A 19,851-nucleotide genomic window follows, 5' to 3' on the forward strand; every position below is an offset into this window, starting at 1 on the left:
ACGCAATAAAAAAGAGTCTTTCGACTCTTTTTTATTGCGTTAAAATTAGCCTCAAATAGTCAGTCTAAATATTTCTGTAAGTATTTTTTAAAAATAGGATCTGTTTGCGCCAATTCTTTTTGCTCAGCCAAAATACTCTGCAAAATGTCCTCAGATGTAAGCGGGTTTGCTAATACCACTCTAAATACCACTGTGGGTAATTTTTGGTACTGTACCGGTGTCAATCGCGTACGAGAAACAAACGAGCGGCCAGATTCACGTTGACGTTTTTGCATGCTGGCTGTAAAACGATTCAAGGCAATATAAATATCCATTCGCGTTTCTTCATCGGCTGTTTTAAGCAGCGCTTGAATTTTTGCTGGCACATATCGATACGTAAGCAAACATAACTCAGGTTCTGAAATTAATTCAAAATCCGGATCAGCTTTAATTAAATCAGCAAAATAGCGCGCTTTTTTAAGACTTTTATCAATGAGCATTTCATAGCCTTTACGGCTAATCACATTTAAACAAGCATGCACTAACATCGCCATACCAGGACGACTGCCTTCCAATGTATGGCTACCTAAATCTTTAGAACCTTTACGTAAAATATACTCCGCATGGTGTTCTATCGCATTTGAGGCTTCAGGGTCTTTAAATAACACGATACCAGCCCCCATTGGCACATACATTTGTTTATGTGCATCAATGGTAATTGAGTCAGCTCGCTCTACTCCCGCTAATAAGTAACGTGAGTTATTCGACAATAACGTTGCGCCACCCCAAGCGGCATCAATATGAAAATGACAATTAAGTTCTTGGGCTAAATCAGCCATGTCATTTAATGGATCGATATTACCAGTTTCGGTTGTACCCGCCACTCCCACTATCGCCATCACTTTGATGCCTTTTGCTGCGAGTTCTTGCGCTTTTAACCGCATTGCCGCAACGTTTACTTTGTTATTTTCATCGGTTTCAATGGCAACAAAGTTTTTACGACCAATACCTAATACATCAGCGGCTTTTCCTAATGAATAATGTCCACGTTCAGACACCAACACAGCCAACCCTTTGTAGCCATAATGCAGCATTGCAGCGATTAAACCATCGCTAGCAATTCCATTAAAATCACCATCCGCTTTTAATAAACGGTTACGGGCAATCCATAAGGCTGAGATATTCGCAACAGTCCCACCTGAACAAAATGCACCAAGCGCATTTTTAGCACTGTGCATCCACTTTTGATAAAAACCTTCATTTTGGCCATATACCAAATGATGCATCATCCCTAAAACTTGACGCTCAAGTGGCGTAAATGCTTTTGAGGTTTCGATTTTTACTAAATTTTGATTAAGCCCAACCATTAATTTTGATAGCGGCAAAACAAAATGAGGCAGCGCTGAAGTCATATGACCAATAAAGCTTGGCGCAGCCGTATGCACTGAATGGGCGACTAATTGTTCCATGATCTGCTGCGCATGATCAGAAACAAATGTAGGTTCTTCAGGGATCTGTGCTAATTGGAAATCTTTTTCAATTTCATGTAATGGTTTTTCTATAGCCGCAATATTTTCATTCAGAAAGCCTGCTAAATTACTCGATATTTCTCGCTCAATTCTCGCTAATGTAGAACCAGGCGCTTCCGGTACGGTAAAAATACGCATTAAGCTTTCTTCTGAGGCGACGGCATAACGCTTTGTTTCCATCTTTACTACCCAGTGACCCAAAATATAAACTTTTGGATTGCCAAACAAATTGCCGCTAACTGTAATAGATATGACATGAAAAGTCTTCTTTTATACCAAAAAAGGCCATTTCGGCTAAATGGTGTAACGCTAAGAGTGCCATTAATCAGCAAAATCAATTTTAGTAAGGTTCTGTTTTTATTTAATAAAGTAATTTAAAGATCGTAATAGCTTTGAGTATAAAATTTACAGGTACAACAATGTTCTCAGATAAAAAGCCGTTGGCAATATTGAATAACACAGTTATGCTGCTTTTTTGTTCCTAAATGCTCTTTATTATTGTATTGCAAAGGTTTTAGATGACACATCGTTCTGCACATTTTGGTTGGTTAATTACTGGTTTTTTCACTTTTATTGTTAGTTTAAGCGGTTATGTATATTACAGTTATCAGCATACCTATAATGAAATAATGAGTGCGGTCGACAATAAGCTATTAGATGCTGCGCTGAGTGTGCAATATATTTTAGGCGATGATTATCATGATAACATTCGCGATAGCTCACACATCAGCCGTAAAGATTACCTTATCAAAAGTAAGCAGTTATCCGATTTTTCCAAACAACTCGGTTTAGAGTACGTCTATGCGATGATGCTTCAAGATGGCAAAGTACACTTCACCGCATCAAGCTATACCGATAAAGACATTGAACAACAAAAAATCACCTATTTCTATGATGCCTATCCAGAAGCAACTAAAACAAATCGAGCGGCATTTTTCTCAACAGAACCTGTATTTGAATATTCAAGCGATCAATGGGGTAACTTTAAAACCATTTTTATTCCGTTTACTGCTAAAGATGGCCAGGTTTATCTGACTGGTGCAGATATCACCATTGCGGATTTAGATGAGCGCCTAACAGCGAGTGTTAGCCAAGCCATTATCACTAGCTGCTTTTTCTTTTTTATCGCGGTATTAGTCGCAGCTATTTATATTCATTTGGTCAAACGCAGTTTGGGTACAGATAGCGCGACGGGTTTTCCCAACCATATCGCATTAGAAAATGAACTACGCAGTAATAAACAACTGCACTTAGTAATGGCAATTATTTGGGTAAACGACCTTGAAGATATCAATAGCTTTTACGGCAGCCCAATAGGTGACAGAGTCATGAAGCGGCTAATGACGCGTTTAGCTGAACTGTCGCAAAACCAGTATAAAATTTATCGCCTCTCAACAAATAAAATCGCTTTAATTGGCAATCAACTAGAACACGTTGATCAGCTAGAAGCGCTGATCACACAATTTAATCTCAATACCCCAGTGCTCAAAGATCCCTTTATTTATGTCACGCTTTGCTCGGGCATTGCACAAGGCAATAAAGAGTTACTGGTAGAAAATGCCCATATTGCAGCAGCGCAAGCCAAACAAAGTCGCGATTGCATCGTACGTTATAGCGATTCAATGCATAAAGTAAAAAGCCAATATTTACATAATGTCAAAATTGCCAAAGAAGTACGCGAAGCATTTAGTAACCAATTATTAGTGCCTTATTTTCAGCCGGTAATGTGTTTAATTAACAATAAAGTGAGCCAATACGAGTGCTTGGCTCGAATTAAAAGTTTTAATAACACCATTTTAGAACCTAATGATTTTTTAACCGTGGTTAATCGCAGTCGTATGGATGGGCAACTAACCCGTTTAATGTTCAGTCAATGTGCTGAATTATTTAGACGTACTCAAATTCATTGGAGTATCAACTTAACCGCACAAGATATGCTTGATCCTAGCTTGGCTTGTTATTTAGAAGATGAGCTAAAACGCTATCCAAATCCTAGCCATATTACCTTTGAACTACTTGAAACTGAAGCTATTGCTAATTTTTCGGAAGTTAAAGCCTTTATTGATTTAGTGCGCGCCAAAGGTGTAAAAGTCATCATTGATGACTTTGGCACGGGCTATTCTAATATCTCTAACATCCTAAAACTCAATGTTGATGGCATTAAACTCGATGGCTCATTAGTAAAACAAATCGCTACCGATCACGATGTATTTTTGTTTATTGAACATATTGCCAGCTTTACCAAACAGGTGAATTTGCAATTAATTGCAGAAGCGGTCGAAAACAAAATGATTTTAGATACCTTGGTTAAAGCGGGGGTGAGATTAGTGCAAGGTTATTATTTTGCCGAGCCAAGCGCGGTGGCGCCCAAAGATACTCATGTTAAAGAAGTTGAAACAACTCATTAAAAAAGGCACTTCAAACAACAGTTTGAAGTGCCTTTTTTATATGTATCGACACTTATAAATCAATCACTAAGCGATAACTTTGCTGGCCGCTAGCCCAATATTTTCGCTCAAAAGGCGTAATTGACTGTTCAGCTTGATACAAACTCACTTTGGTTGAACGCCCAGTTAACGCAAGCGCTTGGGCAAATTCTTGCACATAAATCTGCCAATTACTGCGCACTTCTAAACGACCACCAATCGCCACTATGGTTGGAAAAATAGCAGCGCCATGCCAGCGACGTTGTAGATGTTTGCTTTTAGGCCAAGGGTTTGGATAAAACAAATAATGATGACTTGGCTGCCAATTGGCTTGCTCTACTAGGCGCCAAAAGTCATTTAAATCAGCTTGCACCAAGATATATTGACCTGCATCCGATTGTTTATATTCAACATCATGTTTATCTAAACGATGGGCCGATTTATCAATACCAATGACCAATGCATCTGGATGAAGCTTCGCTAAATTAGCTGTGCTTTCGCCTACACCGCAACAGGAATCTAAAATAATTGGGCCATTAAATGCCTGCACCTTCTCATTAACTTCATCAAATGCAGCCTGGGTATGTGCTGCAATTGGTTTTTTAAACTCTGCTTTTAAATGACGCTGTACCACCTCATCGAGTTTCTCATGTATTCCAGTTTGATTGGTGGTAATACTTCGAGAATTCGCTTTTTCTATCAATGTCTTAACCCCACACCTTTTTTAATCAAGCTAAGTGCTGTATAAAATAAAATCACAATAAAACCGACTAATACACCTAAAGCCACGTTCAAATCGACATCACTGACGCCTAAAAAGCCAAAACGAAACGCATTTACCATATAAATAATTGGGTTGATTTGCGATACGGTTTGCCATACATCGGGCAGTAAAGTAATGGAATAAAAAACACCACCTAAATAAGTGAGCGGCGTTAAAATAAACGTTGGAATAATACTAATATCATCAAAACTATTGGCATATATAGCATTGATCAAACCACCGAGTGAAAAAACCGCAGAAGTTAGCATCACAGTAAAAATAATAACAGCTAAGTTATGAATTTGAATATCAACAAAAAAGAGTGATACTAAGGTCACAATTAACCCCACCAGCATACCACGTGCCATACCACCACCTACATAGCCTAGTACTATGATGTAATTAGGCACTGGCGCAATTAGCAACTCTTCTATATTTTTTTGAAATTTAGTCGAATAAAAACTAGAAGCCACATTCGAATAAGAATTTGTGATCACCGACATCATAATTAAGCCCGGCACAATAAATTCCATATAGCTAAAGCCGCCCATTTCACCAATACGCGAACCAATTAAGTTACCAAAAATAACGAAGTACAAGGTCATGGTAATGGCTGGCGGGACCAACGTTTGGATCCAAATTCTTAAAAAGCGAATACATTCGCGGATCCAAATACTTTTTAGAGCGATAAAATAGTTCGGCATTATTTTGCCCCCTTATTGGCTGCCACAGGTTGGTGTAGTAACCCAACAAACAGCTCTTCTAAACGATTCGCTTTATTGCGCATACTCAATACTTGCAGTCCTTGTGTACTTAACTGGGCAAAGACATCATTAAGCCCTTGGGATTTTTGCACCTCAACTTCGATACTGCGCTCATCAAGCACTTTGTAACCATAACCGCTTAATTGCACATTAGCGGTGTCTGTCGCTAAATCTAACACAAAAGTTTCTTTATCTAATTTACTCAGCAAGCGCTTCATGCTGGTATTTTCAACTATCACGCCTTTATCGATAATCGCGATGTTTTTACACAGTAACTCAGCTTCTTCTAAGTAGTGGGTTGTTAAAATAATCGTCACGCCCTGCTGGTTTATCTCTTGCAGAAACTCCCACATTGAACGGCGTAATTCAATATCAACACCCGCTGTTGGCTCGTCTAAAATTAACAGCTTTGGCTCGTGCATTAATGCCCGCGCAATCATTAAACGACGTTTCATGCCACCTGATAATGAACGCGCTTGATGGTCTTTTTTATCAATCAAGCCTAATTTTGCTAAGTACTTGTCGGCGCGAAGGTAAGCCTCTTTGCGAGGCACACCATAATAACCGGCTTGATTTACTAAAATTTGGCTTAAGGTTTCAAATTGGCTGAAATTAAACTCTTGTGGCACTAATCCTAAACACGATTTGGCCGCATCTAGCTCTGTATCTAAGTCATAACCAAATACCGTCACTTGCCCTGCGGTTTTAGTGACTAACGATGAAATTACACCTATGGTAGTCGATTTCCCCGCTCCATTTGGTCCAAGCAAAGCAAAAAAATCGCCTTTTTTTACTTCAAGATCAATCCCTTTTACAGCTTGGACGCCATTCTTATAGGTCTTTTCTAATCCGCTAATACTTAATGCAATTGTCATTATTGTTCCCCGTAGCCCCAACGTTGCATCAACTGATGCTCTATGCCAAGGTGATCTAAAATTCTTGCCACCATAAAATCCACAAGGTCATCAATACATTGCGGATTATGATAAAAACCGGGTGCAGCTGGCATAATCGTCACCCCCATACGTGCAAGTGTCAGCATATTAGCTAAATGGATTTCGCTAAATGGTGTTTCTCTTGGCACTAAAATAAGCTGGCCTTTTTCTTTAATCACCACATCCGCAGCACGTTCAAGTAAGTTATCCGATGCGCCAATGGCAATTGCCGATACGGTACCTGCGCTACACGGGCAAACCACCATCTTTTTCGGCGCCGCCGAGCCTGATGCCACGGGTGAAAACCAGTTTTCTTTACCAAATACTTTAAGTTGCGAGGGTGTAGCTAAAAAACGCTCACTTAATTGTGCGGAGGCTTTTTCTTCATTGGCAGACAGTTTTACGTTTGATTCAACATCTAATACCACACGGGCTGCCGAGCTTATCAAGACATATACCTGATAACCTTGCGCAATCAATACTTCGAGCAGCCTTAAACCATAAGGTGCTCCTGATGCACCACTAAATGCTAAGGTGATGGTCGCTTTAAATTCGCTCATGGTCGTTACCTTAAATTAATAGTGAAGGTTATACGCAACTAATTGTATTTAGATTGCAGTGCCTTAATTATTTTTTCATGAATGCCCTCAAAGCCACCATTACTCATGATCAAGATTTGGTCACCCTTATCAGCCTTTGCCACTACATCACTCACAATAGCAGCTACATCGTCATAACATTGTGCGCCAGCATCTTGCGCCGCTTGTTGCAAAGACCAATCTAGTTGTTTTGGTTCAAATACATACACTTCATCAGCGCCAGCAAGCGAATCGAGTAACGTTGTTTTATGTACCCCCATTTTCATGGTGTTTGAACGCGGCTCTAAAATAGCATGAATTTTTTGCAAACCTACTTTAGCTCTAAGGCCGGCTAAAGTCGTTTTGATGGCGGTCGGATGGTGAGCAAAATCATCATAAACGCAAATATCTGCGATGTTGGCTTTAAGTTCCATGCGGCGTTTTGGCGAAATAAATTCAGCCAAAGCCTCAATCGATGACTCTACCGGAACCCCAACGTGGCGCGCGGCAGCAATGGCCATCATCGCATTTTTTACATTGTGCTCCCCCATGGCTTGCCAGTTAACTTGGCCAAGAGTTTGGCCTGCTAATTTAACTAAAAATGCACTACTATCGGGATTGACTAACTCGTAACGCCAATCTTGGCCTAGTTGCTCGGTTTCGCTCCAGCAGCCTTGTGCTATTACGCGCTGCAGCGCAGCTTCGTCACTTGGATAAATTACCTTACCATTTTGTGGCACAATGCGCATTAAGTGGTGAAATTGTCGCTCAATCGCTGCTAAATCAGCAAAAATATCCGCATGATCGAACTCAAGGTTATTCATAATTAAAGTGCGTGGTAAGTAATGAACAAACTTACTGCGTTTATCAAAAAACGCGGTATCGTATTCATCGGCTTCAATCACAAAAAATGGCGTTTCACCTAAACGGGCCGACAAACCAAAGTTTTGGACTATGCCACCAATTAAAAAACCCGGTTTTAAACCTGCATATTCTAAAATCCACGCGAGCATGCTCGCAGTGGTGGTCTTTCCGTGCGTACCAGCAACAGCCAGTACCCAACTGTTTTGTAATAAATTTTCTTTTAACCATTGTGGGCCTGAAGTATAAGGCAGACCATTGGCTAACACATATTCAACACAAGGATTACCTCGACTCATCGCATTACCAATAACCACCATGTCGGGGCGAGGCTCTAATTGGCTTGGCTCATAGCCTTGGGTGAGTGTAATACCGAGCTCTTCAAGCTGAGTGCTCATTGGTGGATATACATTTAAATCCGACCCCGTCACGGTGTGGCCCAATGACTTGGCCAATGCAGCAATGCCACCCATAAAGGTGCCACAAATTCCTAAAATATGAATATGCATTAAGAGTCTCTTAAAAAAGTCAAAAAAATACCTGACTAAGTCAGGTATTGTATGATGCCAAAATTAGATTGATTTAGCACGGTTAAATTGGTGAACCTGGCGGCATTGGCAAGGCATTAAAGCGCTTAGACCACTCGCCATTGCTGAGGAAAAAACTAATTTCGTCAGCTAAATATTGGCTAAAGACATCACTACTACGCTGATATTTTTTGGCTATAAACTTCAATTGTGAAGTCAGTTCAGCCTGTACTTCTGGTGCAACAGCCGCACTAATACTTTGCTTGGCCATTAAGCTCGCAGTTAATACTTGTACTCTTTGCTGAATTTTAGCTGCCGCGCCAGTGTTTGTATCAGCAAAAAAGACTTGCTCACTCAGCGGGAAAATAACATCCCTTACACCTAATTGCTGGCTATCACGCATTTTTTGCTGCTGTAATCGGTTAAGACGTTGGCTATTGAGCAACAAATTCAAACTATGCTGCGCAGCCACTTCAGGCAATGCCATGGCATCGAGGGTTAAACCCGTACGCCCTACAATACTTTCTCGGGTCTTTGCTTCGCCATACGCTTTAGGTGGAATTAAGGCCAAAACACTTTCAGGGATCGTTAAACGGCTTGGTTCAAGTGTCTGCATTAATGTCGCAAGTGCTGCTTTTTGCTGCTCAACACTGATCATTTGAGTGCCAGCAGGAGCATCCTGATTGCGCACTTCATAATGATAATCAACACCCGCAATAAGCTTAACCGCAGCCTCCACTTGATAACGATGCAACAAATAAAGCGGTACTAGCACCTCTTCAAGCTGTGATAACGCAGTGCCTGTTTTGATGTTTTGAATACCAAATTGTGCCAGCGCTTTTTCGCGAATATTCAAAATACGTTCAAGTTCAGCAACAGGCTCTGCACCGTTATCCCATAAATGCGCCGTAGGATGAGCGCCACCTTGAGCACGGGCATCATCATCAGAGATAAACTCAAGCCCTAATTGTTTATTTTGTTCAAGCACCGCTGCTAAATGGTTTTGCTCTTGTTCTTTTGCAACGTCGGCATAGCCATATTTAATCACTTGAGTATCCCAAACCCCCATGCCTTTAGCATAACCCTGGCTGGTATTAAAACTACCATCGTCATTAAAGCTTACCAACGGATGCGGGTAATCCATCACCGAGGCACGATCTTTTATTGAAGCCGAAAAATTATGTGCAATACCAAGGGTATGGCCAATTTCATGCGCACTGAGTTGACGAATGCGATCTAACGCCATTGCTTGCAGCGCATCATTGACTTCATTGCCTTTCACAAAAGGGGCTGCCAATGCTTCGGCTATTAAAATATCTTGGCGAACACGCAGTGAACCAAGCGTAACGTGGCCTTTAATAATTTCACCAGTACGTGGGTCAATCACCGAGGCGCCATAAGACCAACCTCGTGTTGCACGATGCACCCATTGAATCACGTTATAACGAATATCCATTGGATCCGCATGCTCTGGCAATACTTTAACTTGAAAGGCATTTTTGTATCCGGCAGCAGCAAAAGCCTGATCCCACCATTTTGCACCATCGAGTAACGCAGTGCGTACCGGCTCTGGTACACCAGGATCGAGGTAATACACAATCGGTTCAACCGCTTCGCTTACTGCAGCACTGGGGTCTTTTTTTGCTAAACGATGACGTGGGATATAACGCACCAACATTGATTGCCCAAGCGGTGCAGCATAATCTTTATGTTCAACACTCCAAAAACCCGATTGTGGATGAAACGCGCGGGGCTGGTAATTATCATCAGGTAATTTAATTAAAGAATGATGCATATTGACTGAAATAGCATACGGGTCGGCACTGACTTGACGGACAAATTCACCCGGTTTCGAGCCTTTAAATGTCAGCACGGCTTCAAGTTCGGTATTTTTAGCAAACGCCTTTGAACGCGGCATAAATACGGCACTACGGCTGGTATCTAGACTAAAGCTGCCTTGTTTTCGTGCCTCTAAAGTACGACTTACGCCATGCACATCAGAGAGTAAATAAGGCGTATAATCAATTAGATAACTTTTTTCAGTATTGGCAGCTAACTCAAAACCAAACAAAATACTGGATGCAAAAGCTTCTTTAACACTTTGTTGCTCAGCTTTATTACTCGTATTGGCGCGATAATAGGTATTGAGTTGGCGTAACATCAGTTTGTTACCCATTTTTTCAAACTGCACCAAACGAGTTTCACCGAGTTGACCACGGTCTAGTCCAATATCATTGGAGCCTAATCCATAAGGTAAACTTTGCTGCAATAAAAAGGCTTGATTGAGTTTTTCTACTTCAAGGTAAAGCTTGCCACTATTATCGTCATAATAAAATGGAAAATAACCCGGATATTGATTCATATCGTGAGTAAATTCATCAATTGACTTAAGTGCAGCGTGCGCTTGGGTTACAATACCCAGCAACAAGCTCAGTGTTATGAATAGGAAGGATCGATTTCTTAGCATAATGGTGCCTTTGTTATTAACGTACGAAGCCATGTTGTATAAAGAGAATACACAATATACAGCATGATGGTACACGTTTTTGCGACTGTTAGGTTTGGCTTTGCGACTAAGTTAATTTGGCTAGTATTATGTTTTCATTATCATTTACTACCTTTATCTGGCTTGCTCGATTAAGCTTAAACAATACTTTAAATCTCAACCCAGCGCTAACCCTGTAATAAATGCTCTCTCACATTTGCTTTATTACAACGCTCAGTGATTAGGAAAACAAAATGCGTAGACTCCCACCCGTTTTACTTGAAGATGGTTGTTCAAGAGAATTATTATCTTTGATCCGCACTATTTTAGCGGCCTGTAAAGAAATCTCGTTTCGTGTTGGTCAAGGTGCACTATCAGGTGTATTAGGCTCAACCTTAGATGAAAATATCCAAGGCGAAACACAAAAAAAATTAGATGTACTATCTAATCAACTACTTAAAGATATTTTACTTGAAACGGGCTACGTCAAAGCCATTGCTTCTGAAGAAGAAGACTACACAGTTGCAGGCAATCCAGATGCAAAATTTATTGTCGCTTTCGACCCACTTGATGGCTCATCAAATATCGACATCAACTCATTAGTGGGCACTATTTTTTCGATTATGGAAGCGCCAGAAGGCTCAGATGCCAACGACCCAAGCATTTTTATGCAACCGGGCGACAAACAAGTGGCCGCAGGTTATGTTTTATACGGCCCATCAACTATGTTGGCGCTCACCGTTGGCAAAGGCACGCGAATTTTTACACTCGATAAAACTCACGGCAGTTTTTTACTGACGCATGATTTTGCGCAAATTCCAGCAAAAACCAATGAATTTGCCTTAAACATGTCAAACCAACGTCATTGGCAACCAGCGATGCAAAATTACGTTGCAGATTTACTTGCCGGTGAAGACGGCCCACGCAAAGAAAACTTTAATATGCGCTGGATTGCAGCCATGGTGGGTGATGTACATCGCGTATTAACGCGTGGAGGATTCTTTTCTTATCCAGCCGATACCAAAGATCCGAAAAAGCCATATAAGCTACGTTTACTTTACGAAGCCAACCCAATGGCCATGTTGATTGAGCAAGCAGGCGGTATTGCATCAACCGGGACTGAGCGCATTATGTCGATTCAACCGGATGCCATTCACCAACGTGTAGCGGTTATTTTAGGGTCAAAAGACGAAGTCGAAACCTGCTTGTCTTACCACAACTAATACCTGCTGTAACAATAAAAAATGGAGAACACAGTTCTCCATTTTGGTTTTAGCAAGTGTAAAAATAATCAGCCATCTCGTCATGATGGCTGATAAATGCAAACGTTATTGCTTTGCGATAACCGATTCGCTCGATTGAGACAACAATAAAACCAGCGATTTTTCACGCTCTTTTCCATCTTGTTTGGCGTAACGAATTAAAATATCAGCTTTGCCATCATGGTTAAAATCTTCAACTTCGACTAAATCACCACTTTTAGGTAACAAGGCATTCAATTTAGTTTTTTGCTTGGCAAACAGTGGGCTATTACCCCCTTGATGAATGCGCAACTCGTCATCATCATGTTGAATGAGTAAATCTTTTAAACCATCACCATTAAAATCGGCCATTCTAAAAACTTGTCGACCGCCATTGCCGGTATCAGTATTAATTTGGATTTCTATCTCAGTATTATAATCTGCTTTTTCTACATACTGACGCGCCTGCTGCATACGATAAACCGACATTTCACCATCAAGCGAGCCTGATACAAACGACATCATAGCCCCCACTCCAAGCTCAAGTGAAAACATCGAATAATCGGCTAAACCGTCATTATTAATATCATCAAATGTGACCGAGCTTTGTCCTTTGGGCTTAAGGGTTACATCGCTTTTAGCGGCATACACAAGCTGATTTTGTGCATCTCGGTTAGCAAAACGAATGTCATATTCCGCTTTACCACCAAACATACCACCAGGCACAGCGGTACGAGTGATCAAATCCATCATGCCATCGCCATCAAGGTCTTTGAATTGATGAAAGCGAGTAATCGGACTTTCATTATCATCTTGCTCATCAATTAACTTAATTTGTTGCGCGTCTAAAATACCGGCATTAAGGTTTATAGTCTGAGCTTGAGGGCTAAACTTCCCATCAGCCAACTGCTTAAAAATATGAATAAAATTATCTCGCTGCAAAACTAAATCGGCTTTACTATCACCATTAACATCAAAGCTAAAGCTGCTTGGCTCTTTAATAATGACTTGGCGCCCTTCAATTTCTTGTTCAGGCGAAAAGCTAAGTTGCTGGCTGATAAACTCACCATTAGCTTGCTGTAAATACACATTAATGCCCGTAAAATTGGTGCTTAATACATCCGCTAAACCATCAGCATTTAAGTCTTGGCTAAAATCAGCATAACTTGCTAGTGTCTTGATTTGTGGGCCATAAAAAGAATCAATTTCAGTTAAAACTTTTGATTGACCACTTTGAATATCGAGCGTTAACAGCGCTGTAGCAGTCATTAATAAAATACTCTCGCTTTCTTGCCCCGCCAGGTTACCTTTGCCAAAAAATAATACGTTAGCAGGCAAAGCAAATGTTTTAACCGGTGCTTTGGCATTGGTGTCAAAATCAGCAAAAACATTCAGTACCACTTGGTTATCATGTAAACCTGCAATCACCATGTGGCGCGGGGCATCATTTTGTTTGAGGTAAAATAATTTGCCCGATAAATCGTGCGATCCATTAAGTGTTATTTTATCAAAACGCACCAAATCATCACTTTTGGCATGAGCAAAAGAGCCTAAAAGTGCACTGGCCGTAAAACTAAGTGCGGCTGCTATTCTTGTAATTTTATGCATATTTAATCCATTCACTTGTTAATACCTTGAACTGGCAGTATTGCCATTTCGCTATTTAATACACAGTTAAAATGTGCAACAAAGTATTAATGGAGTGAATATTGGGAAATAAGTTCAGTATTTCCCTTAAAATGACTCTCGCGACTCTGCAATATCGCTTTTTACATGGTACGATAGCGCCGTTTTTTACCAACAGATTTTCTGATAAATGCCCAGTCAATGCCCACAATGCCAAGCACCTATCGCATGCAGCGCCGATAAAAACTGCTGGTGTATGGCACTACCCAACATTTTGCCTCTTGAAAGCAATGCCAACTGCTTATGCCAAAATTGCTTAATTACACAAATAAACACTTTTTTAGCCCTGCAGTATCAAACTCAACCGGTTGAAACCTTATTAGCATTAGCTGCGCCTTATCAATCGAGCCCCTCGTCAATTGCTGGGCTTGATTACACGATTGAACAAGGGTTTTATGTGTTTAGCAGCTGGTCGCATCTTAAACGTGGTTATTGCTGTGGTAATGGCTGTAAACACTGCCCGTGGAAATTTAAAAACCGTTCAAGATCATCTTAAAACCTCAATACAGTGGCCCGCAAATAGACAGTGTCTTATTTAATCTTTTGATACAAATGTTCAATTAACGATTTACAAAACGAACGTTCGTGCTATTTTGTGACTAATTAAGATTATTTACTTGATAACCGAGTCCATAATGGGAAAAAGTGAAGATACACGTCAGCATATTTTGTCGGTAGCATTAAATATAGCTACCGCCAGTAGCCTCAATGATTTATCAATCGGTACCTTAGCTGCAGCAACCAACATGTCAAAATCAGGTCTGTTCGCCCATTTTAAATCGAAAGAAAATTTACAATTAGCGGTATTAGATCATGCAAATGCCGTTTTTCGCCGCACTGTGATTGAGCCCTCATCAGTAATCAACTCACCTTTACAACGCTTACTCAAGATTTGCGAGTTATGGCTTGATTGGTATCAACAGCAAGCCCAAAACTGCATTTTTATTGCGGCTGCGGTTGAATTTGACGATCAACCTGGCCCAATTCACGACAAAGTATCACAAGACTTAGCGCGTTGGCTGAATCATTTAAATAGCACAGTAAAAGCTGCTATTGAGGTGGGGGAATTTAAATCATCCCTTGATGCTGAACAATTTGTATATGAACTTTACTCACTATATTTAGGGAGTCAAAACATGACTTGGTTAGGCATTGAAGATAGCAAACACTCGCGTTTTCAAATTGCATTAAATGGCTTAATTAACCGCTCCAAGGAATAAACATGAGTAGTAAAATCTATTTTTCAAATAAAACAAACGCTCGAAAACCAGCTTCATATTATTTGATCAAAGCAGTTTCAAGCGCTTTACATACTATTAGCCCTCGTTTTGCACTCAAGCAAACTCGAAAATTACTACTAACACCAGCGAAAAGTAAACGCCCTCCAAAACAACCACACGCCATTACACATTCACGCATCAGCAGCCAAATAGGCCAACTGGCTTTATATCGCATAGGAACTGGGCCTAAAGTCATCTTGACTCATGGCTGGTCAGGAAGTGCCGCACAATTTTTTCCTCTCATGGAAAAGATAGCTCAAGCAGGATTTGAAGCGGTGGCTTTTGATCATTTTGCACATGGTAACAGCGATGAAAAACGTGCTAATTTACCTTTATTTATTAAAGGGCTTGCAGCGGTTATCTACGAATTAAAGCCTCAAAACATTGCGTGTTTAGTTAGCCATTCAATGGGCGCGGTTGCTGCACTTAATCAAGCCAAACATTTTAAACACTTACTGATCGCACCCGCATTTAATTTTTATAACTCGTTTGAACACAGTATTTTAAGCACGGGACTCACACGTAAATTATTTACCAATTTAATGAGCGAAATTGAGCAAGAACATCAAGTACGATTTGATGATTTACTACCAGAGCCTCATTTAGCGCAAACCCAAGATACCGTTCATATTGTGCATGACAGCCAAGACCGCTTTGCTCAATACCAATTTAGCGCCGAGCAAGCCAAGCTCTATCCACATGTTACACTTACTACCACCGAAGGCCTCGGTCACGGCCGAGTGATAAATTCAGATCATACTTGGCAAGCATTTATGAAACTCAATAACCTCGCAATTTAAAAAAGGAGCGAAATGCTCCTTTTTAATAGCGCTAATTTAGGCGCTTTCTTGTTGTAACTGTTTATTATGAATTTTTTGCTCTGCAACATAGCAAATTATTTTAATTGCCAGCCCATAATAAAGCGTCAATAAGCAGACTCCAACGGCAGGGCCAAATACGCTCGAAAACTCTTCAGCACTTAAATTACTAGCTATCGCAATAGCGCTAAGCAAAGAACTAAAGACCCCCATCAACAAGGCCGTATTACCCAGCACATGAAAACTTTGCTTAGCTAATAGTAATTGCAGCGTTGAAAACTCAGCTTTGTCACTGAGCAACATAATCCCACCATTTTTTAAATCGCTTATCGAGGTGATTGCAATACTAAAAAATACGGCAGGTAGCACAACTAAAATAACAGAAGGTACATCAATATAAGCTGATGTTTCGAACCCTAACTCCATACCCATGAAGGTCACTGCAATGAAAATAAGTAAGCTAATTAAAAACATAATAAATCCCCTTTGGGTCTGTTGAATAAAAGCAACTGCCGATAATAACGCTTGGCGCCAATACCAAATCTGCCCTTTTATTAAGCCAAAATTGGCCACTTGTTCTTGATATTCTTCAATTAAATCCCCCATTACCGCATCGTGTAATTCCTGCGGCAATGCCCAAGATAAAAACCATGAAGGCATTTTGGGTGGATGATTAAAAGCCACAACAAAACCCACTTGATAGCGGCTGATTGAATTCGTTTAATGCAATATCTTGCCACATATTATTAAGTGCTTGTTTTGAACGTTTTAGTGCCTGAATGCCTTGTGCGGTGACAATAAAATGTTTTTTAGCCCGTCCTCCGCGTACGGCCGTAGCTTCACCTTGATGGCTTTCAACCAAACCTTTTTTTTCTAAGCGATCCAAAGTGGTATAAAGCGCGCCTATGGTTACCTCTCTTGCAATAGTTTTCTCTAACAATTGCCTGATAGTTGAACCATATGCATCATCAGCTAATTTGACTATTGCCAACAAAATGAATTGCTCAAACTCACCTAAAAATTTTTCTTTTTCCATCATAACTCCACACTGCAAAATTATTACCTCTACAAAGTAGAGTAAATTTAAATAACAAGCAAATATATTCTACTTTGTAGAGGTAACTATTTTTAAGCTCTCAAACAATACCAGCCAAACTTTGTCGACAACAATCATTGTAAATAAAATGTAAAACCCTTATAAATTAACGATGTTCAAACAATATTTGACTCTTCTGTTGCAGCCCTCATCACCACATAATTTTTTGCCTGGGTGTTTAAAGCTTAATATTCAGCTAAGGTAAGCAGAGTAATATTGAAAAATTGGTTTGGTTTAGTTAGGAATATTTATGTTTGTATTAAATTCAACACATCAGGTTTGTTTAACTGAAAATAAAAATCTTAAGCAACAACTTGCAGCGCTAAAAACTGAAAATGAAGCCTTACAACGCGAAAATAACACTTTAAATAAGCAAATAAATGAAGCGGTATCTGCTGCTGATATTCATTATCAGCAAATGTTATTACAGTGTGCAATTGAGTGTATAAACCAAGTTGAAGGGGTGCGTGAAACTGTTTTATCTTCATACCAAGCAATTGATTCAGAAAGTCGTTCAAGCGATTTAATTAACAGCTTACTTGATGTCTCAAGTGAATCTTTACAACATATTGTTCGTGATATGCGTGGCTTAACCACCAAAATGGGCGGTATGACAGAAAATATCTCGGGATTGTCAGCCATGGCCGATAGCATCAATACCTTTGTATCGACTATTTCAAAAATATCAGATCAAACCAATTTATTAGCGTTAAATGCCGCAATTGAAGCCGCTCGAGCCGGCGAAGCTGGCCGAGGATTCAGCGTTGTTGCCGATGAAGTTCGAACGCTTGCTAACAATACCAGCACATCGGCCAATGAAGTGGCTGAATTAGTAAATAAAATTATTCATTCAACAGCAGAAACTGTTAGCTCAGTTAACGATATTCAAGGTAACAACAACCAGTTATCTTCAGGGGTCGAAAAACTCAACGAAGATTACACCGATATAATTTCATGTTGTAATTCAATGAAATCAGCCATAGTGAATGCTTCATTGCGCACTTTTATTCAAACAGTCAAACTTGATCATATTGTTTGGAAAGGCGACGTATACGCCGTAGCATCTGGGCTCAGTAAAAAATCGATTAGCGACTTTTCTGATCATACTATGTGCCGTTTAGGTAAGTGGTATCAAACTGATGGCGCTAAAAGCTACAGTAAAAGTGCAGCCTTTAAGAAGCTAGAAGAACCCCATAAAGGAGTTCATCAAAATGGCGTACTTGCTCTTGAAATGATTCAAAAAGGTGAAAAAAATAGCGTGGTAAAACACCTTCAAGCAATGGAAGACGCCAGCATATTAGTAATGCGCTATTTAGATGAATTAGCTAACGAAGGTTAAGTGCGTTTCACTATTTGTCGGCAAAATAACGCAATGTCAGCAATGGTTTGCTCACTAAACTTCAGCTCTTTATTCACTAGCTGATTGATTGAGGCAAGCGGCGCAGCTAAGTCTTGTTGTTGCCGCGCACCTTGATATGCCTGTTTTGCTAGTTGGGCTAATTGCTGCTTTGCTAATACAGTAAAATCCGGCAGGGGTAATCTGGCAACATAACCTGATGTGATCATATTGGTTCTTATTAATACCCCACGCACACAGTACTTCACTAAATCCGAATTTAAATAGGCCACTAACCACCAGCTTGATTGCTCATCACAGATAATATTGGGATTAACGCCAAACAAACTACCTTGTGGTAACAAACAGGCTGAAAACTCAATACCCATTGATGAACAGGTAATGCCGCTTTGCATTAAGTACTGTTGATTACGTACATTAAAATTCGCATCGCACTGACTTTGATGTAAAAAATCATCAATTAAAAAGCCATTGGGCGCACAAAAAAACTTACTAGAACTGGGGTTTTTATAAAATGGTACTGAAAATCCAGCTTCGGGTTGTTTACGAATAAAAGCGTGATCGTTGCCTGTCGATACACCACTAATACAGGCAAACTTAGCTGATAACCTTGGCCCATCAAACAGCGCTTTTATCTCACAAGGTACGCCAACTAATAACTCCATGTTGTCCACATCAGAGTTTAATACAATGTCTGTAAGCGCTTTATAGATAAAGCACTCTTCGGCTAATGCAGCAAAAAAATCAGCTTGATTGAGCGGGCGATTTAATAATCGCACCCTAGGCTGCTGTAAGTTTCGCCCTTTTTGCAGCACCAAAATACAAGTGCGCACATTGGCACCTTGATCTAAAAATAAATCGGTTGGGCATAAAATTAAATCGTGAATAATACAACTGCTAAGGATTTTTTTTCTCAGTTTACTGTGCACTTTGGCGGTTAAAAATGAGCTATCGCAAATAGTCGCAATCACGCAACCATCGGCTGCCTTATCTATCATAGCGGCTAAAAACATCGAGTACATATTATGCACCCCTACATCTTTAAACTTATGCTTTAAATCAGCTTTATGCTGTTTGATATAATCTACTTCATGACAATTATAAGGCGGGTTGGCAACGATAAAATCGCACTCGCTCGCTTTTGTTTGCTGTGCTTTGGGCGTTAATAAAAAATCGCCTTGAAGAAAATGACTTTGGTAAACCGATAAATGACGTAATACATCGGTACTTTGCAGCTTAAAACGCTCTGCCTGTTTGGTATTTGCAGCAATAAAAGGGGTCAATAATTCTTCTTGTCCTACGCAGGGATCAAAGACCATGTGACCTTCAGGATTAATTGCCACACAACGCTGATAAAAATATTCAGCGACGAGTAATGGCGTTGCGTAATAACCCGTTGCGCGGCGATCGGTGCCTGAAGATGTGATAACCTGCTTGAGTTTTCTAGCCAAAAAAATACCGATTGCGTAAGCCTAAGAGCGGCTAATTTAACACAATCGGCACAGTTAAGATAATTAGTCAGTTAA

Annotated in this window: 17 protein-coding genes; 6 read left to right on the forward strand and 11 right to left on the reverse strand. The window is 40.1% G+C overall.

Going from position 1 to position 19,851, the window contains the following annotated elements; genetic code table 11:
* Positions 1–59: 59 nt before the first annotated feature.
* Positions 60–1,688: a pyridoxal-dependent aspartate 1-decarboxylase PanP gene (gene panP / locus PTUN_RS15190; RefSeq protein WP_009837830.1), complete on the reverse strand. Its 1,629-nt coding sequence runs from the start codon at positions 1,686–1,688 to the stop codon at positions 60–62.
* A gap of 338 nt (positions 1,689–2,026) precedes the next feature.
* Here panP and PTUN_RS15195 point away from each other — a divergent pair, with 338 nt between their 5' ends.
* On the forward strand, positions 2,027–3,916 hold the full coding sequence (locus tag PTUN_RS15195) for an EAL domain-containing protein (protein WP_009837831.1): 1,890 nt from the start codon (positions 2,027–2,029) through the stop codon (positions 3,914–3,916).
* Positions 3,917–3,968: 52 nt separating this feature from the next.
* On the opposite strand, the gene trmB is transcribed toward PTUN_RS15195, so the two are convergent.
* The 6 genes from trmB to PTUN_RS15225 all read right to left on the reverse strand — a co-directional run bounded on the left by trmB (position 3,969) and on the right by PTUN_RS15225 (position 10,829).
* Positions 3,969–4,634 (reverse strand): tRNA (guanine(46)-N(7))-methyltransferase TrmB, encoded by a 666-nt coding sequence (trmB, locus tag PTUN_RS15200; RefSeq protein ID WP_040643769.1) that lies wholly within the window; start codon positions 4,632–4,634, stop codon positions 3,969–3,971.
* Complete coding sequence (locus PTUN_RS15205; protein ID WP_009837833.1) at positions 4,634–5,401, reverse strand: ABC transporter permease; 768 nt, start codon at positions 5,399–5,401, stop codon at positions 4,634–4,636. The genes trmB and PTUN_RS15205 overlap by 1 nt, the downstream gene beginning before the upstream one ends.
* Positions 5,401–6,336 (reverse strand): ABC transporter ATP-binding protein, encoded by a 936-nt coding sequence (locus tag PTUN_RS15210; RefSeq protein WP_009837834.1) that lies wholly within the window; start codon positions 6,334–6,336, stop codon positions 5,401–5,403. The genes PTUN_RS15205 and PTUN_RS15210 overlap by 1 nt, the downstream gene beginning before the upstream one ends.
* Positions 6,336–6,956 carry a flavin prenyltransferase UbiX gene (locus PTUN_RS15215; RefSeq protein WP_009837835.1) on the reverse strand — a complete coding sequence of 207 codons (621 nt, stop codon included), beginning with the start codon at positions 6,954–6,956 and terminating at the stop codon, positions 6,336–6,338. The genes PTUN_RS15210 and PTUN_RS15215 overlap by 1 nt, the downstream gene beginning before the upstream one ends.
* 38 nt (positions 6,957–6,994) lie before the next feature.
* Positions 6,995–8,344, reverse strand: coding sequence for a UDP-N-acetylmuramate:L-alanyl-gamma-D-glutamyl-meso-diaminopimelate ligase (gene mpl, locus PTUN_RS15220; protein ID WP_009837836.1), 1,350 nt, complete (start codon positions 8,342–8,344; stop codon positions 6,995–6,997).
* A gap of 82 nt (positions 8,345–8,426) precedes the next feature.
* Positions 8,427–10,829 carry a zinc-dependent metalloprotease gene (locus PTUN_RS15225; RefSeq protein WP_040643690.1) on the reverse strand — a complete coding sequence of 801 codons (2,403 nt, stop codon included), beginning with the start codon at positions 10,827–10,829 and terminating at the stop codon, positions 8,427–8,429.
* A 272-nt stretch (positions 10,830–11,101) separates the two neighbouring features.
* Here PTUN_RS15225 and PTUN_RS15230 point away from each other — a divergent pair, with 272 nt between their 5' ends.
* Entirely contained in the window at positions 11,102–12,070 is a 969-nt protein-coding gene (locus PTUN_RS15230; protein WP_009837838.1) for a class 1 fructose-bisphosphatase, read from the forward strand.
* A 105-nt stretch (positions 12,071–12,175) separates the two neighbouring features.
* On the opposite strand, the gene PTUN_RS15235 is transcribed toward PTUN_RS15230, so the two are convergent.
* Positions 12,176–13,696, reverse strand: coding sequence for an FG-GAP repeat domain-containing protein (locus tag PTUN_RS15235; RefSeq protein WP_009837839.1), 1,521 nt, complete (start codon positions 13,694–13,696; stop codon positions 12,176–12,178).
* A gap of 208 nt (positions 13,697–13,904) precedes the next feature.
* On the opposite strand from PTUN_RS15235, the gene PTUN_RS15240 reads away from it, so the two are divergent.
* The 3 genes from PTUN_RS15240 (at position 13,905) to PTUN_RS15250 (ending at position 15,854) form a co-directional block, all read left to right on the forward strand.
* Entirely contained in the window at positions 13,905–14,270 is a 366-nt protein-coding gene (locus PTUN_RS15240; protein WP_009837840.1) for a DUF5522 domain-containing protein, read from the forward strand.
* Between the two features lie 139 nt (positions 14,271–14,409).
* On the forward strand, positions 14,410–14,994 hold the full coding sequence (locus PTUN_RS15245) for a TetR/AcrR family transcriptional regulator (protein ID WP_009837841.1): 585 nt from the start codon (positions 14,410–14,412) through the stop codon (positions 14,992–14,994).
* A 2-nt stretch (positions 14,995–14,996) separates the two neighbouring features.
* Positions 14,997–15,854, forward strand: a complete 858-nt coding sequence (locus tag PTUN_RS15250) for an alpha/beta hydrolase (RefSeq protein WP_009837842.1) — start codon at positions 14,997–14,999, stop codon at positions 15,852–15,854.
* A 36-nt stretch (positions 15,855–15,890) separates the two neighbouring features.
* Here PTUN_RS15250 and PTUN_RS15255 read toward each other — a convergent pair whose 3' ends face one another.
* Both PTUN_RS15255 and PTUN_RS15260 read right to left on the reverse strand, forming a co-directional pair.
* The gene (locus PTUN_RS15255; RefSeq protein WP_040643691.1) at positions 15,891–16,556 is read right to left on the reverse strand and encodes a permease prefix domain 2-containing transporter; all 666 of its coding nucleotides are present in this window, start codon (positions 16,554–16,556) and stop codon (positions 15,891–15,893) included.
* Positions 16,546–16,911: a PadR family transcriptional regulator gene (locus PTUN_RS15260; RefSeq protein WP_119081507.1), complete on the reverse strand. Its 366-nt coding sequence runs from the start codon at positions 16,909–16,911 to the stop codon at positions 16,546–16,548. Before PTUN_RS15260 ends, PTUN_RS15255 begins: the two co-directional genes overlap by 11 nt.
* Before the next feature lie 307 nt (positions 16,912–17,218).
* Between PTUN_RS15260 and PTUN_RS22480 the strand changes: the two genes are divergently transcribed.
* The gene (locus tag PTUN_RS22480) at positions 17,219–18,307 is read left to right on the forward strand and encodes a methyl-accepting chemotaxis protein (RefSeq protein WP_009837845.1); all 1,089 of its coding nucleotides are present in this window, start codon (positions 17,219–17,221) and stop codon (positions 18,305–18,307) included.
* Here PTUN_RS22480 and PTUN_RS15270 read toward each other — a convergent pair.
* Complete coding sequence (locus PTUN_RS15270) at positions 18,304–19,776, reverse strand: N-6 DNA methylase (RefSeq protein WP_009837846.1); 1,473 nt, start codon at positions 19,774–19,776, stop codon at positions 18,304–18,306. The two genes, PTUN_RS22480 and PTUN_RS15270, sit on opposite strands and share 4 nt — an antisense overlap.
* Between the last annotated feature and the right edge of the window lie 75 nt (positions 19,777–19,851).

This window comes from Pseudoalteromonas tunicata (assembly GCF_002310815.1).
Classification (GTDB): domain Bacteria; phylum Pseudomonadota; class Gammaproteobacteria; order Enterobacterales; family Alteromonadaceae; genus Pseudoalteromonas; species Pseudoalteromonas tunicata.

Bases quoted from the DNA above. Each gene is read 5' to 3' on its own strand.
- panP (WP_009837830.1), bottom strand. From the start codon at position 1,688: ATGGAAACAAAGCGTTATGCCGTCGCCTCAGAAGAAAGCTTAATGCGT.
- PTUN_RS15195 (WP_009837831.1), top strand. From the start codon at position 2,027: ATGACACATCGTTCTGCACATTTTGGTTGGTTAATTACTGGTTTTTTC.
- PTUN_RS15205 (WP_009837833.1), bottom strand. From the start codon at position 5,401: ATGCCGAACTATTTTATCGCTCTAAAAAGTATTTGGATCCGCGAATGT.
- PTUN_RS15210 (WP_009837834.1), bottom strand. From the start codon at position 6,336: ATGACAATTGCATTAAGTATTAGCGGATTAGAAAAGACCTATAAGAAT.
- PTUN_RS15215 (WP_009837835.1), bottom strand. From the start codon at position 6,956: ATGAGCGAATTTAAAGCGACCATCACCTTAGCATTTAGTGGTGCATCA.
- mpl (WP_009837836.1), bottom strand. From the start codon at position 8,344: ATGCATATTCATATTTTAGGAATTTGTGGCACCTTTATGGGTGGCATT.
- PTUN_RS15225 (WP_040643690.1), bottom strand. From the start codon at position 10,829: ATGCTAAGAAATCGATCCTTCCTATTCATAACACTGAGCTTGTTGCTG.
- PTUN_RS15230 (WP_009837838.1), top strand. From the start codon at position 11,102: ATGCGTAGACTCCCACCCGTTTTACTTGAAGATGGTTGTTCAAGAGAA.
- PTUN_RS15235 (WP_009837839.1), bottom strand. From the start codon at position 13,696: ATGCATAAAATTACAAGAATAGCAGCCGCACTTAGTTTTACGGCCAGT.
- PTUN_RS15240 (WP_009837840.1), top strand. From the start codon at position 13,905: ATGCCCAGTCAATGCCCACAATGCCAAGCACCTATCGCATGCAGCGCC.
- PTUN_RS15245 (WP_009837841.1), top strand. From the start codon at position 14,410: ATGGGAAAAAGTGAAGATACACGTCAGCATATTTTGTCGGTAGCATTA.
- PTUN_RS15250 (WP_009837842.1), top strand. From the start codon at position 14,997: ATGAGTAGTAAAATCTATTTTTCAAATAAAACAAACGCTCGAAAACCA.
- PTUN_RS15260 (WP_119081507.1), bottom strand. From the start codon at position 16,911: ATGATGGAAAAAGAAAAATTTTTAGGTGAGTTTGAGCAATTCATTTTG.
- PTUN_RS22480 (WP_009837845.1), top strand. From the start codon at position 17,219: ATGTTTGTATTAAATTCAACACATCAGGTTTGTTTAACTGAAAATAAA.